At 32.6% G+C, this 16,878-nt stretch carries 16 protein-coding genes; 6 read left to right on the top strand and 10 right to left on the bottom strand.

What is annotated here, in order from left to right; genetic code table 11:
• Positions 1-235 precede the first annotated feature (235 nt).
• The gene (locus tag EYD45_RS00925) at positions 236-1,537 is read left to right on the top strand and encodes a hypothetical protein (RefSeq protein ID WP_130962464.1); all 1,302 of its coding nucleotides are present in this window, start codon (positions 236-238) and stop codon (positions 1,535-1,537) included.
• A gap of 218 nt (positions 1,538-1,755) precedes the next feature.
• On the opposite strand, the gene EYD45_RS00920 is transcribed toward EYD45_RS00925, so the two are convergent.
• Together EYD45_RS00920 and EYD45_RS00915 are read right to left on the bottom strand one after the other, a co-directional pair.
• Positions 1,756-2,931, bottom strand: a complete 1,176-nt coding sequence (locus EYD45_RS00920) for a GNAT family N-acetyltransferase (protein ID WP_130962463.1) — start codon at positions 2,929-2,931, stop codon at positions 1,756-1,758.
• Between the two features lie 5 nt (positions 2,932-2,936).
• Positions 2,937-4,103 carry a GNAT family N-acetyltransferase gene (locus EYD45_RS00915; protein WP_130962462.1) on the bottom strand — a complete coding sequence of 389 codons (1,167 nt, stop codon included), beginning with the start codon at positions 4,101-4,103 and terminating at the stop codon, positions 2,937-2,939.
• A 209-nt stretch (positions 4,104-4,312) separates the two neighbouring features.
• Between EYD45_RS00915 and prfB the strand changes: the two genes are divergently transcribed.
• The 4 genes from prfB (at position 4,313) to arsC (ending at position 7,952) form a co-directional block, all read left to right on the top strand.
• Positions 4,313-5,423 (top strand): peptide chain release factor 2 gene (prfB, locus tag EYD45_RS00910; RefSeq protein WP_130962461.1). Its coding sequence is split into 2 segments (ribosomal slippage): positions 4,313-4,375 and positions 4,377-5,423, totalling 1,110 coding nucleotides; the frame shifts between segments, so codons are not numbered across the junction.
• A 206-nt stretch (positions 5,424-5,629) separates the two neighbouring features.
• The gene (locus EYD45_RS00905) at positions 5,630-6,802 is read left to right on the top strand and encodes a hypothetical protein (RefSeq protein WP_130962460.1); all 1,173 of its coding nucleotides are present in this window, start codon (positions 5,630-5,632) and stop codon (positions 6,800-6,802) included.
• Between the two features lie 188 nt (positions 6,803-6,990).
• On the top strand, positions 6,991-7,614 hold the full coding sequence (locus EYD45_RS00900; RefSeq protein WP_130962459.1) for an HAD family hydrolase: 624 nt from the start codon (positions 6,991-6,993) through the stop codon (positions 7,612-7,614).
• Positions 7,611-7,952, top strand: coding sequence for an arsenate reductase (glutaredoxin) (arsC, locus tag EYD45_RS00895; RefSeq protein ID WP_130962458.1), 342 nt, complete (start codon positions 7,611-7,613; stop codon positions 7,950-7,952). Before EYD45_RS00900 ends, arsC begins: the two co-directional genes overlap by 4 nt.
• A gap of 78 nt (positions 7,953-8,030) precedes the next feature.
• On the opposite strand, the gene EYD45_RS16895 is transcribed toward arsC, so the two are convergent.
• Both EYD45_RS16895 and EYD45_RS00885 read right to left on the bottom strand, forming a co-directional pair.
• On the bottom strand, positions 8,031-8,210 hold the full coding sequence (locus tag EYD45_RS16895) for a hypothetical protein (protein WP_092578595.1): 180 nt from the start codon (positions 8,208-8,210) through the stop codon (positions 8,031-8,033).
• Positions 8,211-8,299: 89 nt separating this feature from the next.
• Positions 8,300-8,941: a peroxiredoxin gene (locus tag EYD45_RS00885; RefSeq protein ID WP_130962457.1), complete on the bottom strand. Its 642-nt coding sequence runs from the start codon at positions 8,939-8,941 to the stop codon at positions 8,300-8,302.
• 186 nt (positions 8,942-9,127) lie between these two features.
• Here EYD45_RS00885 and fumC point away from each other — a divergent pair, with 186 nt between their 5' ends.
• Complete coding sequence (gene fumC, locus EYD45_RS00880) at positions 9,128-10,525, top strand: class II fumarate hydratase (RefSeq protein WP_130962456.1); 1,398 nt, start codon at positions 9,128-9,130, stop codon at positions 10,523-10,525.
• A gap of 147 nt (positions 10,526-10,672) precedes the next feature.
• Here the strand turns inward: fumC and EYD45_RS00875 are convergent, their stop codons facing one another.
• The 6 genes from EYD45_RS00875 to EYD45_RS00850 form a co-directional block, all read right to left on the bottom strand.
• Positions 10,673-11,254, bottom strand: coding sequence for a Crp/Fnr family transcriptional regulator (locus EYD45_RS00875; protein WP_130962455.1), 582 nt, complete (start codon positions 11,252-11,254; stop codon positions 10,673-10,675).
• 153 nt (positions 11,255-11,407) lie between these two features.
• The gene (locus tag EYD45_RS00870; RefSeq protein ID WP_130962454.1) at positions 11,408-12,289 is read right to left on the bottom strand and encodes a chromosome partitioning protein ParA; all 882 of its coding nucleotides are present in this window, start codon (positions 12,287-12,289) and stop codon (positions 11,408-11,410) included.
• A 263-nt stretch (positions 12,290-12,552) separates the two neighbouring features.
• Positions 12,553-14,250: a DUF308 domain-containing protein gene (locus EYD45_RS00865; protein WP_130962453.1), complete on the bottom strand. Its 1,698-nt coding sequence runs from the start codon at positions 14,248-14,250 to the stop codon at positions 12,553-12,555.
• Positions 14,251-14,446: 196 nt separating this feature from the next.
• Positions 14,447-14,974: a hypothetical protein gene (locus EYD45_RS00860; RefSeq protein WP_130962452.1), complete on the bottom strand. Its 528-nt coding sequence runs from the start codon at positions 14,972-14,974 to the stop codon at positions 14,447-14,449.
• Between the two features lie 48 nt (positions 14,975-15,022).
• Complete coding sequence (locus tag EYD45_RS00855) at positions 15,023-16,258, bottom strand: DUF6638 family protein (protein ID WP_130962451.1); 1,236 nt, start codon at positions 16,256-16,258, stop codon at positions 15,023-15,025.
• On the bottom strand, positions 16,259-16,843 hold the full coding sequence (locus EYD45_RS00850) for an NUDIX domain-containing protein (protein ID WP_130962450.1): 585 nt from the start codon (positions 16,841-16,843) through the stop codon (positions 16,259-16,261). It abuts the gene before it with no gap.
• Positions 16,844-16,878 lie beyond the last annotated feature (35 nt).

The following is a 16,878-nucleotide window of genomic DNA, read 5'->3' as shown; positions in this document are numbered from 1 at the left end:
AAGGATTAAAAGTAAACTAATTAATTACTAAAGAAAAGATATTAAAAAACTCCATACAACTATCACTTACTATTTGTCTATAAAAAAGACATTTAATCTATTGAACGTCAAAATTTTGGGTTTTATCTATTAATCGAAAAAATATTTCATTTAACAAAAATTTAATAGGTGAGGTTGCACTTTTTATAAATTTACCCACAGTTAACTATTAATCTGATAAACACAAATTTAAATTATGAAGAAAAATCTATTATTGCTACTTGGTGCAGCCGTTATGTTCTTCTCTTGTCAAAACGAAAGTACTGAAGCAGAAGAACAAGCACAAACTCGTACAGAAGCCGAAATTGCTGCTGAAGAGGAAATTCTATCCTCTGAAATTGAAATTGCTGGCATTGATGAGGGAGATGATGCCATTCAAATGAATGCTGAAAGCGAAATTTTAGCACAAAGAGAAACTAAAAATCAAGGACTTACTTTTAGTACAGCTAGTAAATCTACATCTGCAGAATGTGAAGCTGATATTGAGGGGTTTGCTGCTAGTTTGCCAGAGACCGTATCAGTTTTTACAAAACTACCAGAGTGTATTGAAGGCGGGGGCTCGTTTGCGGCCTTAGATATTGATGATGGTTATTTAGCAGGTTTAGATATTCCAGCATGGTGTGCCGATTTAGAAGGGCAATTAACAGGCGGCACTTTTTCATATGACGTTTATTCTAGCTATGAAGACGTAAGTGGCTTGGAGCAAAGCCCAGGTGTGCCACTATTTGAAAATCCAAATGATTTTGATAGAATTAACTGGTTATTGAACCAGAATATAATTGGTACTGAAAGCAAAAGCGAAGAAGGTGGTATTTATACTTTTGGTCACTTACAATGGGCTATATGGGAAATTATTGAAGGAACAGGGAATAATTGTACCGATGATTGTGACTTTCTTTCCTGTGACCCTATTGATCAATGGGATAATGATAAAGATAATAATGAAAGACTAGGTTTAGAACTAGTTGCCGCAGCTGAAGCATCTGGAGAAGGGTTTGTACCACAATGTGGACAAAAAATAGCCGTTATTCTAGCCTCTACAACATCTCAATCTCTTATTATTACTAAAGAAGTTCCTGAAAAGGAAAAAGAATGTGATGATTGTGAAGGTGATGTTGACAAATTAACCATGGAATTCGATTGGCATTATGCAAAAAGAGTGAGAATATATCAAAAATATGAAAACACTTGTTGGGGTAAAAAAGTATTCGACAAAGTTTTACAACCAGGTGAAGAATTCACAATTGAAGGCGTAAATCATGATGGTTCATTTGGCAAATACATCTACATTTATATAGGTGATTGCTACTACACTAAAATCAAAACTAACTGTTACCTAAATATAGGTCCTGGTTATGAAAAAGGTGTATTTAACGTAATAAGCGGTACCAGTACGCATGGTGGGGAACTTTGTGAATATGTTAAACCTGAGCCTACAAAATGTTATAGACACTGGACATGTTACTACTATTACAAATATTGTATATACGGGTATTAATAATCGTTCTATAAATAATACAGAAAAGAGGCATTTTATAATAAATGCCTCTTTTTTTATTTATGATTTAGATAGTAAAGTTTTTGTAAAAGATTAATCAATTCATAAAGATTATACTCTGTACAGCCTAAATTGTGTAACAATTTTTGGTTCCTGTATCTATTTTATTACTATAATGAACATCTTTTATGAGATAAGTCTTTAGTAGCCCTTTATTTTTAAGGAAAGACTATTTTTTGAAAATTATTATTCCCTCTTATTATAAATATATTACTTACAGAATTATTTTGGAATACCTCTATGACATTGTAGTGTTCGAAATTATAATATAAAAAATCACATATACTTTTTATTAAAAATTTATATTCTAAAGATTTCCAATTTATTGATGAAAATTTTTTAAGCTCATACTCAAAATTTTCTATTTCAATAATTTCATAATATTTTTCTATATCATCAACGTCCTTAGCTTTTTTGGAAAAATAATCTTTAAGTCTTTTTAATGAAACAATTACTTTTTTCTTCCTTAAAAATCCTTTTGTTATTACTTTAAGGGTCTCAATATATACTCTTAAACTTGATATTAAGTCATTCTTAGAATATAAGATATGATGCTCAAAATCATAAATAACATTACTCCATCTACGCTTATAGTCTAAGTCTCCATGCGCTTGATCAAAAAAAGTATAATCATTGTTAATACACCATTCTATCTGTTTATATATCGCAGTATTCCCCAATCCAAAAATTTGATAATCAATATTATAAGATGCAACAGAACTGACTAAAATACCTTTAAAGTGGTATTGAATATTTATTTGAATCGGTTCATCTGCATTGTATATTACAAATAGTGAAGCCTTCTTTAATTTAATAAGGTTGAAGATATTGTTGTATAACTTGTCCCAAGAGCTAATATGATAATTAGAATCATTCCTTTGTTTAAACCTTTTTAAAAGCATATTACGAAGGCTGTCCATAAGAAAATCGTACTGAGCTCTTTCTATGTGTCCATGATACAAAACGTATTTAACGTCAAAACAAGTCTCTAAGCGCTTAACTCTTTTAAAAACGGACTTAGCATTCTTTCCATATTGACTTTTCACATAGCTTCTTACATCTTTAAATTCATTTAATTTAGACGCATATCCTAAACGGAATTCTTTTATGACTTTTTTACTTAAAAAAGAATCATACGTAATCGTGAAGTAATCTGGTATAACTTGAATTGAATATATTTTTTTTTCATCTAGCTCATTATTAGATAAATTTTCAGATTTATATAGTACGTTATCAGTGTTTGCAAAACTAATTCTCGAAATGCATTTTGGTATGTTTTGCCTTTCATAAAGGTCATGATAAAAATTCTTTCTATTTATCTTTAGGTATGTCATAAAATCTAACTTAAAATGAACTTTTTTTTGTTCTTCTTACCTTGGATAAAAAATGTTTCTAATTGCTTATCAACTCTAAATAATTTAACATCATTGACATTTTCTCGGTACTTGTATAAAAAATCAAATACAATCCTTTTAATGAATATAAACTCACCTGACTTCCAATCGATTTCAGTACAAATTAAATTTTCATCAGTTTCTGACAGGTTATTAAAGCTGACTTCAGATACGTTATTATTTTGATAACTTTTATTTTTATATTTTTTATTTTGTTTTAACATATTTAAATATGTATCTAGCCCTTTTCGTTTTAGAAACTCTTTAATAAAGATTTTACAATATTCAATTTTGCCCCATATGACACCATTAACAGAGTTCCTCTCATACAAAATATGGTGCTCAAAATTATAAATTTTATTACACCATTTTCTTTTATAATCATGATCTCCATAACCCAACTCCATAACTTCATAATCATTTTCAAAACACCACTCAACTTGCTTAAAAGTAATTATATGCCCTAGACCAAACCTTACATAATCAATATCAAATGAAAATATATAGCAAAAAACAACTTTATTTACTAAATAATAGAGAGAAATTCCTATGGGTTCATTTGAATCATAAATAACGAAAATAGTAGACTTTTTTTTATTAAAACAATTATAAAAATGTTCCTTTATTTTTTTCCATTCTGCTGATTTTTCATTTTCTAGTTTTTTTTGTTTCATTCTTTTATCTAGCATCACTTCTAAAGCATTAAGAAGCTTATCATATTCTTTTTCAGGTATATAACCATTGTATGTTCTGTAAGAAATATCAAAGCTATTCTCTAAACGCTGTCTTGCCCTTCTTACGGTTCTCCTTGAATTTTGGCTAAGGTGAAAATTCATGTATTCCTGTACACTGGAAACTCCAGACAGGTCAATTACAAACCCCTCGTTGGTTTGCTTGATTTTACTAAACTTATATGCTTTAGTATCAATAGAATAATTTAAATAACTAGGAGTTAAATTATGCGAATACACCAAGTATTTTTTATCATCTGATGTTTTAAAACTGTTAAATATACTCCGATTTTTATAAGTTAAGTCTGAATAACAATTTGGTAGCTGCGAGTTTTTATATAGTTCTAAAAATAAATTTAAATTGTTACAACGATTTTTCATAAAACAATTTTAATACTAGCAAACTTCTGTTTTAATTTAACCGATATCAAAAATAGTCTTTAAATGGTTCTTAATTTCTTTTATCTGTTGAAAAAAAATTAGTTGAAAAAAAATTAAAACCCTGAATAAAGATATTCTTATTTTAAGAATTCGCTTCACTAATCGAATATATTATTCTGTTATTCTCTATTTTTGCTAAAAAAATAAACATGATAACATCCGATCAAATTAAAGATCTAAACACCCGCCTTGACAAACTTAGGCACTATCTTTGACATAGATGCCAAACTTATAGAAATACAGAACGAAGAAGAACAAACCTTCGATCCTGATTTTTGGAACGATTCCAAAGCTGCAGAAATTATTATGAAATCCATTCGCGTAAAGAAAAAGTGGATTGAAGATTTCAATACCGCAAAAACTTTAGTTGAAGATTTAGAAGTTATTTACGAGTTTTTTAAAGAAGAGGAAGCTACCCAAGAAGATGTAGAAAACCGTTATGCCAAAGCAGCTAACTTACTAGAGGACATCGAGTTTAGAAACATGCTTTCTGAAGAAGGCGATAGCCTTAGTGCAGTATTACAAATTACGGCAGGTGCTGGTGGTACTGAGAGTTGCGATTGGGCCAGCATGCTGATGCGCATGTATTTAATGTATGCGGAAAAAAGTGGTTTTAAAGTAAAAGAACTAAACTTTCAAGAAGGCGATGTTGCAGGTATAAAAACGGTTACTCTTGAAATTGAAGGCGATTTTGCATTTGGTTGGTTAAAGGGAGAAAACGGCGTACATCGTTTAGTTCGCATCTCTCCTTTTGATAGTAACGCGAAACGCCATACTAGTTTTGCTTCAGTATATGTCTATCCGCTGGTAGATGATACTATTGAGATTGAAATTAACCCTGCCGATATTGAAATTACGACCGCGCGTTCAAGTGGCGCTGGCGGACAAAATGTAAATAAAGTGGAAACCAAGGTGCAATTAACCCATAAACCAACTGGGATTCAAATTTCATGTTCAGAAACACGTTCTCAGCATGATAACAGAGCAAGAGCTATGCAAATGCTAAAATCTCAGTTATATGAAATTGAACTTCAAAAGCAATTATCCCAACGAGACGACATTGAGGCGAGTAAAATGAAGATTGAATGGGGAAGCCAAATTAGAAACTACGTAATGCACCCGTATAAGCTGGTAAAAGATGTTAGAACATCTCACGAAACCGGTAATGTTGATGCTGTTATGAACGGTGATATTGATGCCTTTTTAAAGGCATACCTAATGATGATGGGGCAACAAGTTGAGGATGGTAATCAATTATGACATACTACTATGTTTAAAGACTTGCAGTAAATCAAAACTAGTAACATCTGATTTTCTAATACTCTTATATTCATTAAGTTAAATTAATAACATAAAATTTACTTATTATCGATTTTTTACAATAGCTAATCTATTTTAATATTATTAATGGATATTTTACTATACTTTACCATCGCTATTAATTAATTTACAAAAAAACTAAAATCATGAAAAAAATTATTTTGAGTATGCTGGTAATAAGTTTATTATTGCTGTCATGCAATAATGAATTAATTGAATTTCAAGAAGAAAACCTAATCGAATCTCAAGAAAACAGCTCTGTTTCTTTTTCGAAAAGTACATCCAAAACATTAGTGAATTGTGAACCTGATCTGGATGCTCTAGAATTAAACTTACCTCAAACCGTATCAGTCTTTGCAAAACAGGCAGAATGTATTGAAGGTGGTGGCTCTTTTGCGGCTTTAGATATTGATAATGGCTATTTAGCAGGTTCAAATATTCCAGCATGGTGTGCTGATTTGGAAGGGCTATTGACAAGCGACACTTTTTCATATGACGTGTACTCAAGCTATGAAGACGTTAGTGGTTTAGAGCAAAGTCCAGGTGTGCCATTGTTTGAAAACCCAAATGATTTTGATAGAATCAATTGGCTATTGAACCAAGATATAATTGGTACGGAAAGCCCTAATGGTGGTATTTATACTTTTGGTCACTTACAATGGGCTATATGGGAAATTATTGAAGGAACAGGGAATAATTGTACTGACGATTGTGATTTTCTTTCTTGTGACCCTATTGACCAATGGGATAACAATAAATCAGATAATGAAAGATTAGGTTTAGAATTAGTTGTTGCAGCTGCAGAATATGGGGAAGGTTTTATACCACAGTGTGGTCAAAAAATTGCTGTTATTCTTGCTTCTACTACCCAACAATCTTTAATTATCACTATAGATGTTCCGGAAAAAGAGGTGCGTATAAGTGGTTGTGAAACGGCATTTGCCAAAGGAAACAGTAATGATGATTCAATTTGTTTTATTGATGATGACGCTTATAAGTTTAAAAGATGGGGATGGAATATCGGTCCACTTTCAGAAGGTGAGTATACCTATAATGTATATGCCGGTGCAGGACAATGTGATGTAAGTAAAGGGAGTTTAGTAGGTACAGTAACCGTAAATTATTCTGATGGAAATGTTGATGTAACTTACAATATTGATGATGGTTATGTGTTGAAAGAAACACATGTATATGCTGGAAATGATAAATACCCGGCTAATAAGAAAGGTAAGCCAACTGTAGCTCCAGGTAAATATACTATTCAGGATAATTTGACCGGCAATATCTACGTTATCGCTCATGCTGTGGTATGTAAATAATTAAGACTATTAAAATATATACGACTTAAAAAACCTAAGAATGTTCTTAGGTTTTTTATTTACTTTGGTTAAAAAATTAAGATTTGTATCGATAGAATATAAATTAAAGGTTTGTAATATATGACAAGAGGCATAAATATCGTTTTTTATAAATATAAACCTTTAAAGAAATATTATGATAGAGTTATATGACCAGCAAAGTAAATACAATAATCTTTGATTTAGGCGGGGTTCTTATCGATTGGAATCCTGAATATGTATTTTTAAAAGCTTTCCAAGGAGATAAAGAGAAAACCAAGTGGTTTTTGAATAATATCTGCACCATGGACTGGAATGAAAACCAAGATGAAGGTTACCCGATATCCTTGGGTACTGAAGACTTGATTGAGAAGTTCCCTCAATATGAAAACTATATAAAAATGTACTATGGTGAATGGGAAAACATGATTGGAGGTGCCATAGAAGGTACAGTTGAAATTTTAAAAACCCTTATAAAAACCGAAAAATATAAAGTAGTGGCATTGACCAACTGGAGCAGTGAAACCTTTCCTATTGCGCAAAAACGATTTGAGTTTTTAGGTTGGTTTGAGGGTATTGTGGTTTCAGGAGAAGAAAAAACAAGGAAACCCAATAGAGATATTTTTGAAATTACGCTTAAAAGGTTCAATATTCAACCTGAAAATTCCATTTTTATAGATGATAATGTTCGGAATATTGAAACTGCAAAAAGTATAGGGATACATGGCATACACTTTAAAACACCTGAACTATTAGTTTCAGAATTAAAAAAATATAATATTAAACTACCATGATAAAAATATACCACAACAATAGATGCAGAAAATCGCGTGAAGGTTTACAGATACTAGAAGATTCTGGAAAAGACTTTCAGATTATCAAATACCTAGAGGATATACCTTCAAAAGAAGAGTTAAAAAAAATTATTAATCTTTTGGGTATCAAACCTATTGAATTGGTCAGAAAAAACGAAGCCATCTGGAAATCAGATTACAAGGGAAAAGAACTATCAGAAGACGATATTATTTCTGCAATGATTCAAAATCCCAAATTAATTGAAAGACCTATCGTCATCAATAACGATAAAGCAGTCATTGGTAGACCTCCTGAAAGTATTAATGAAATTCTATGATATTTCGAACGGTATTCTAACAAAAAAGGAAGCATTTTGCTTCCTTTTATATTTAATATTATCTTTTTCTAAATTAGTCTAACTCTGCAGACGCTTCGCTTTTTTCTCTTCTCTAATTTCTTTTAATCTTTCAATTAACGATCCTCCTATCCAATAAGGAATCACAAAGGTCAACAAAAAAATCATTAACCAAAATCCAATGGTCAAAATTGTTAAGAAAGCTAAAAATCCTAAATACTGGTCAAATTCGAATAACATTTTAAACGTCTTAATTAATATTTAGCAAAGTTACTACAAAGCCTTTTGTTTTACAATATTAAACCAAAAATTATTAACAGTTTTTTTAACTAGTCTAAATTTGGTTGTGGTGTTGTGCGTAAATACGGTTTTACAACCTTATGCCCTTTAGGAAACATACTCGGTATGTCTTCAGTTGCTATAGCAGGAGATACTACCACATCTTCCCCGTTATTCCAGTTTGCTGGTGTAGCTACTTTATGGTATGCAGTAAGCTGTAGAGAATCTATTACCCTTAGCAATTCGTCAAAATTTCTTCCCGTTGAAGCGGGATATGTAATGATTAATTTCACTTTTTTATCATCACCAATCACAAAAACTGAACGTACCGTTAGCTTACTGTCTGCATTTGGATGAATCATATCATAAAGTTCAGATACTTTTCTATCTTCATCCGCAATTATCGGGAAGTTTACAGTTGTACCCTGGGTTTCGTTAATATCCCCAATCCAACCTTTATGAGAATCTAATCCGTCAACGCTCAGTGCCACAACTTTCACATTACGCTTATCAAACTCTTCTTTATATTTAGCTACAGTTCCTAATTCTGTAGTACAAACCGGTGTATAATCTGCTGGATGGGAAAATAAAATACCCCAACTGTCTCCTAACCAGTCATGGAAATTAATGTCGCCTTCAGTAGTTTTCGCATTAAAATTTGGAGCTTCATCTCCTAGTCTAATTGTTGCCATAATTTTATTTTTAGTGTGTATATGTTAATTTTACTTTATTCCTACTAAATTAATAGATTTTAGATTCTTAGTAACATTAAATTAGTTATTTAAATGTTAAAAAACAGACGTAAAAACTAACAAAAATCATAATTATAAACGTTAGAAAAGACCTAACTTTGTAGCTTACTTATAATATCCATCGAAATGAGTTTTAGAATAGAAAAAGATACTATGGGCGAGGTAAAAGTGCCCGCTGATAAACTTTGGGGCGCGCAAACTGAACGCTCTAGAAATAATTTTAAAATTGGCCCCAGTGGTTCAATGCCATTAGAAATTGTTTATGGTTTTGCATACTTAAAGAAGGCTGCAGCATACACCAATTGTGAATTAGGAGTTTTAGATATAGAAAAACGTGATTTAATTGCCAAGGTTTGTGACGAGATTTTGGAAGGTAAACATGACGACCAATTCCCTTTAGTAATTTGGCAAACAGGTTCTGGTACACAAAGTAACATGAATGTTAATGAAGTAGTAGCTAACAGAGCACATCAAATAGCTGGAAAAGTTATAGGTGAGGGTGAAAAAACAATTCAACCTAATGATGACGTAAATAAATCGCAATCCTCGAATGACACCTTCCCTACTGGAATGCATATTGCAGCTTACAAAAAAATTGTAGAAACTACAATACCAGGTGTAAAACAACTACGGGATACCTTAAATAAAAAATCACAGGAATTTAAGGATGTTGTAAAAATCGGTAGGACACACCTAATGGATGCAACTCCATTGACTTTAGGACAAGAACTTTCTGGCTATGTGGCTCAATTAGATCATGGATTAAAAGCCTTGGAAAATACATTGTCTCATTTAAGCGAGTTAGCCTTAGGAGGAACAGCCGTAGGAACTGGATTAAACACGCCTAAAGGCTATAGTAAGCGCGTTGCTGAATATATAGCAGAATTTACAGGGTTACCTTTTGTAACCGCACCAAATAAATTTGAAGCTTTAGCTGCACATGATGCTTTAGTAGAAACTCATGGCGCCCTAAAACAATTAGCTGTTTCTTTAAATAAGATTGCAAACGACATTAGAATGATGGCATCCGGACCTCGTTCAGGAATTGGTGAGATCATCATTCCTGCAAATGAACCAGGAAGTTCTATCATGCCAGGGAAAGTAAATCCTACTCAGTGTGAAGCCCTAACCATGGTTTGTGCACAAGTAATTGGTAATGACGTTACCGTCTCTGTTGGCGGTACACAAGGACATTACGAACTTAATGTTTTTAAACCTGTAATGGCTGCTAATGTATTGCAATCTGCACGACTTCTAGGAGATGCCTGCGTTAGTTTTGATGTAAATTGCGCCGTTGGTATTGAACCCAATCATGCTGTAATTAAAGAATTACTAAATAATTCTTTAATGCTTGTCACAGCATTAAATACCAAAATTGGATATTATAAGGCAGCAGAAATTGCAAATACCGCCCATAAAAATGGAACTACACTTAAAGAAGAAGCTATAAACCTTGGATATGTCACTGCAGAGGAATATGACGAATGGGTAAAACCTGAGGACATGGTGGGTTCCTTAAAATAAGGCGTACCATAAAAAAATCGACATAAAAAAAGCAGGTTTATTACCTGCTTTTTTTGGTCGGTTAGCTATTAATCCTCCTATAATTTAATATCTGGAAGATATCACTACAAATATATAGCAATCAAAAGTTATAGAGGTTAACATTTGTTAATCCTGAGATTCTTTCATTTTTTTTCTTATTCTGCTCATCTGAACAGGTGTTACACTCAAGTAAGATGCTATATGATATTGAGGTACTAACTTATCAATATTTGGTATATCCTCTTTTAGTTTGAGATAGCGTTGTGAAGCATTCATGGAAATAAGCTCTAACTGTCGTTTTTCGTACCGCATAAAAACTTTTTCAAGAATAACTGTGTACAAATTGCTAATTACTATATCAGTAGCGCACATCTGCTTTAGCTCTTTATAATCAATTTCGTAGAGGCTACATTCTGTAATAGTTTCATACACAACTTCGGATGGTGCATTCTTTATCAAAGCCGTAAGTGATCCTGCAAAGTTCATAGGAAAAAAGAAACGCTTGTTAAATTCTTTTCCTGATTCTGAAGTAATGTAACATCGCATTACTCCTGATATTAGCAAATACAATTTTGAGGGTACTTTTCCGAGTTCATCCAATTGAACGTGAGGATCAAATTTTTTGAACTCCGAAATCCCCTTGATTTTTAAAAAAGTCTCTTCGGGTATATGACCAAAAGAGTCTGAGAATTCATCATTGTTAAACATTGGGTTATGTGGGTTGGTTGGTATGCACAATATAGAACTTGTTTCCAAAACACAGAAAAAAATTCTACATAAGGCTATAATTTCCCATGTAAAAAATAAAAAAGCCCAAAAGTCAATACTTTTGGGCTTTTTTCTATTAAAAGATTATCTGTCTTACTTCAATGTAAACTCTGAAGTTGATACGAGGTCTTTCTTATTAAATACGTTTACAACGTAGCGTCCTTTTTCAAAATCACTATCTCCATTAGAAGTTACAAACTCACAAACATTTAAGTTAGCACTTTCATAGTTAAACTTGCTTACAACACTATAGTTTAAAGTTTTCTCATCAAAAACCACTTGTTCATTAGCTCCCAAAATATTGTTATTCGGGTCAATCACTTGAACATATAATTCTTGATCTCCAGCTTGTACCAATGGGTTCTTAGCAACTGTAAAGCATACTCTAATTTTATCAGCTCTTCTGGCTCTTTCCGTTGGAATTAATTTTCCTGAAGTTCTTTCAATAACACCAAATCCTTTTAAATCAACAGTATTTAAAATCGATGCGTTTTCAACAACTTCAGCAAGTGCTGTGTTCTGCACTAATAATGAATCTGTAAACATAGTGCGTTCTTCAAGCCTAACGCGTGTGCTGTCCAATGAAGTTGCTAGATATGAATTTTCAATTTTAAGTGAATCATTTAAAGCCAATAAAACATCCATTTCCTTTTGAAGGTTTCTGTATTTTGTTTTGTAGCGCCATAGACTCTTTACATTGGTTTCTGAAATCCTTAAAGAATCTATTAAACCTTGAATACGGTCTCTTGCTTCAATTAAATCCTTGTTGGCGATGTCATTTTCAGCGATGGCCTCATCGTATTGCTTTGCCATAGCGTTCAAATCATTCATTACCAATTCTTTTTCAGCGCTTAATTCATTTTTGGTATCCTTACTTTCTTTATACAAATTCATTGTGTAAAATCCAGTAGCTAAAAATAAAACCAAAGCTATACCTAATGCCACTTTTAAACCTGTGTTGCTTTTATTTTCCATAATTATTGTCTTTTTAGTGTTAATACTAAGACTTTTAGCAAAAAAGTCCTTTTTAATTTTTTAGAATAGATCTATTAGCGTTTTGCTTACATGAACATATACGCAATAGCGTATCTTTTAGATGTTTAGAAATAAAATTTAGTTCAAACAAAAAACCATAACACATTGAAATAAAACAAATTAACCTTCAATATTAGGTTATAAAAATTTTATTAGAAAAGGATTAATATCTCACATAATCCGTTCAGTTGATAACAACATTGCTAATTAGTGATTGATTTCAATGAATCAATTTGTCTTTGAAGTTTGTCAAGCAGTTTGTTTTTATCGCTATCGATGGGAATTGCTTTATTCAGTGAATCTTTAACCGATTCAGCTATGTCAATTTCTCTTTTTTCCTCTGCAAAATAATAACCAATACCTTCACTGGCTCTCCAAGCTTCATTTAACTGATCGTAAACTGTTTTATCCCATTGGCTAGGATGTTTTACATCTATCCATACCACATCACGATACTCACTATCAATCAATACCAAATCTGGAGTAGCCGAACCATCAAACTGTTGCGCATTCTTATCACTTATTGAAGATACCGTTCCCATGAAAAACATACGTTTCTTACCAGCAATATTTTTTATGTAAGGCCTGAATTCCACAGGGGTATTTGCTGTCCAATCATATTCTTTTCGCGATTCCTGTACTTTTAGAGGCATCGCCGAAACCCCAGCATAACCCTGCTTTTTAGCGGCATGGTTGTAATAATATAATTTATCTGTACCATCAGCGGGTACAAAAACACTAAAACTTAAACTTGTGCGCTCTTCCCCTACTGGCTCTAAACCAAACCAATGGTACAAACCACTGTAAGCTCCTGTTTCAGTTTCAGAAAAATCAAAATCGGTTACATAGGGCTGCTGGTTTTGGTCCTTAGGCATTTCAGGAATTTTTACCGCCGTTTCCATATTCCAAGGCAACGGATCGCTAAAGCCTCCTAAAAACTTCAAGGATTCAGCTTGGAGTCGTGATACTTTTTCTGCCAATGTATTTTGTCGTGTTAAATAAATATGATTCTTCATTTCTTCAGGACTTATGTAAGTTCCCTTTCCAATCAAAATCCTCTCAACATAATCACCAAAATCATGTTCGCCATTATCAATCACCATTACGCCACCAAAGGTAGGATAAGGAAATAAAAAACCTTTCCATTTAATAAGACTGACCACTTGCACCCACTTTCCAAAATCGTCTTTCATATAATAGGTATCACTTGGCTCTAAAGTAAATAACTGAAAGAAATTAAAACGTTGCACTACGGCATTGTATGTATTTCTACTAAATTTTAAGGATTCACCAATTGAAAAGGTAACAGGAATCCTGTTTTCACTTGAAAATCTGGGAAATGGTGTTGTACTTGATACCGCAAACACCTCTTCTGTATTATCAGTAATCCCTTGCCAAACATATTTTTCGGTAGGTTGAATGGCCATCGTCCACTTGTTTTCATCGTCTATTCTTACCAAATGCGGTAACGAAACATCCTTAGTTTCTCCTACACTTTCATTCGCCATTGAGAAGATGTTCCGTAAAGGTTGAATGCGTTCATTTTGCGTTAACGGCAGTTCGTTGATTTCCACTTTGTTTAAATGATTAAATACATTGTACGTTTTCATATAATCGTACATTTTAAAGTGCCAACCCACCACATATAAAAGGCCAAAAAACAATGCTAAAACTGCAAGAATTCCCAACCTGCCGCCAGTACTAGCAGATCTTCTGAATTTCCGAAGTCCAAAAAACAAGATAATTCCACTAAGTAAAATGACGAAAATAAACTTGCGCACAAACAACAACGCTGGTTGATAGTCATCACGTAAAACAAATAATGAGATGAGCACTATTAAACCAACAATAATTGTAATCGTTTTTTGCTTTTTCCCTTTATTCCAGTAGTTTTTTATCATCTTAAATAATGTTAGTTTTCGCCATGTTTATTTACATGCTTGATACTCAAAATCATGGCAATTATCATCAATATGGGTGTAGCTAACCTCAATGTGTTTTTCCAGTCAAAATTGCTACCGTAGTCGTAAATACAAAGTTCCGTGATCAATAAAATTGCAAACAATGCAATCATTATATACCTAGTTCTGTTAGAAATCATTTTAAATAGCCTTTGTCTTTAAGCCTGTCTCTAGCACTTTTTTTCTCTGGTTTTGGCTCGTTTTCTATTTCTTTTTTAGCCTCCTCAATTACGGGCGGTTTCTTAGTTTTTATATCTTCCATGATATCTTTGCCTTTTTCTATGGTGTCATGCACCAAATCTTCAATAGACTCGCTTTTTTCGTCAATTACTTCGCTCGATTTAAAAATAAAACCCGCCAAATACGTACCCAAAAGCGTACCTACAATCATTGATGCAAATATTGAAATTGTAGCAATATCAATAGGTATTAAAAATCGAGTAACCACAATTCCAATTAGAAACAAAAACCCGATAAATACTAGTCGGACAATGAGCTTCTGCTGATATAAAAAACCTGTTTTATCCGTTGGCTTCATTTGTAACTCTTTGGAATACATCAATTTGTTAAAAAATCGATATAATTTATTTCCATGGGATTCTCTCCAATACAGCAATGCACCAAATAATATAGCACCGACGAATATTATAAGTTCTAAGGTCATATTTATCTTTTTAGTTAATCAAGTGTCTATAAAATTAGTCTATATTTTTTAAATATTGTTACTAATCGTTTCCACAACCCAATCTTTAAATGAATCGTCCCAGGTTGAAAAACTATCATAAAAATCAGGTTTGTCGTACCAATACCAATACAGTACATCTTTAGGTGCAATATTTATCAATAGTTTCCAAATTAAATCTTGATGTTTTGGTTCTAAAGACGAATGTGGCTGATGTAATGACTGAAATAACTTTGGATCAACAATATCAGCTATTTTAAACTCGTTACTGGTTTCTATTTTCTCCAAATAACGTTCTACACTCATTATCTTTTTTCGAGATTTTATATCTAACTTATTTAAATAGCTTTTGAATAAAATAGGATTATCGAGTATTTCCTGAATAGGATGTTTCGGTTTTTTTAGATGCAAAAACATCTCGAATTTCTTGATTCTGTCGTAACGTTTTGTTTTTACAGAAGCTTCTAAATCATAACTTATGATAGAGTGGCTGCTTAATTTATCCATTAGCTCGGGTTGTTGAATATGGTAAATCAAAACATCATGAGTGGTGTCTTTAATAGCCTCTTTGTGCCATTCTTCATCTTCAAATATGACTATAGGCACTATAAAATCGCGCAGTATGTAAACACCACCAAATGCTCTAGTATAAAAGGAATCTGTTGTGTATTGTACCTCTTGTAGTTCTAAATCTCTATCTCTTAAATCGCCATAGGTTTTAGCCGAATCCAATAACTTTTGGTGCATGGTTTCACTGATAAAGTTGTTATCTCTATTGAATTCCTCAACAAGTTGTAACTGCTCCTCCTTTATCTTATCAAGATTATCAATTAAATGAAATTTGATAGTGATTTCGTTATACTTTAAAACATCTAGCGGTTCGTAAAACGCATCAATGCCTTGGTCGAAATCTAAACATATTGCACTGTCTCTAGTGATATCTTTAATCTTAACACCATGAATTTTAAAGATATACTTCATCATATCCCTATCAAATGTATGAAAGGGTAAGTATACAGGCTTTCCTTTTTGAAGCGGCGAAATAATAATGCCATGTGGATTAGCCTCTCCATTATTCAAATAGCTGGCATCTTCTTTTTCTTCAGCAACTTCCGGACTCCAACCAATACCATCAATATGGAAGGTTTTGAGTTTGGTTTTTGTAAATCCAAGTTTTACCAAGCATTTATTATAACGCTCTACCAATTTCCCGCTTACGGGAATAAGTTCGCTTCTATATAGATTTGCTAGTTTTAGTTTTTCCATTTAATCCAACAACTTATGAATGATGGCATACTGCAACAACACAATAGTCCTCGTATCCACAATCTCCCCATTATGAAGCATATTTACGGCCTTTTCAAAAGGAAGTTCCATTACCTCAATATCTTCTGCCTCACTATCCAAACCACCGCCTTCACTTACTTTCATATCATCGGTATATTCGCCAACAAAAAAGTGCATTTTTTCGGTCATCACACCAGGAGAGGAATAGCCTTCATAAACTTTTCTTACTTCTTTTAAACGATAACCAACTTCTTCTTCCGTTTCTCTTATGATGCAGGCTTCGGGATTATCTTTATCCAACATACCAGCAGCGATTTCAACCAACATACCGTCATCATTATCATTTAAACAGGTGGGCATCCTGAATTGTTTTGTAAGGATAACTGTTTTTTTAGTGGTATTATAGAGCAAAATTCCTGCACCGTCTCCTCTATCGTATACCTCTCGCATTTGGTTGACCCATTTGCCACTTTTCATCATATAGTCAAAAGTGACTTTGTTCAGAATATAATAGTTATCTGAAAGTAGCGTGTGCTTTATGTTTTTGACGTTTTTGTTATTCATTCTATGAATTCACTTTAACTATTTATCACATTTTG

Source organism: Hyunsoonleella flava (assembly GCF_004310325.1).
In the GTDB taxonomy this organism is placed as follows: Bacteria; Bacteroidota; Bacteroidia; order Flavobacteriales; family Flavobacteriaceae; genus Jejuia; species Jejuia flava.
The sequence above is the reverse complement of the archived record's forward strand: the minus strand, read 5'-3'. Positions and strand labels throughout refer to the sequence as shown.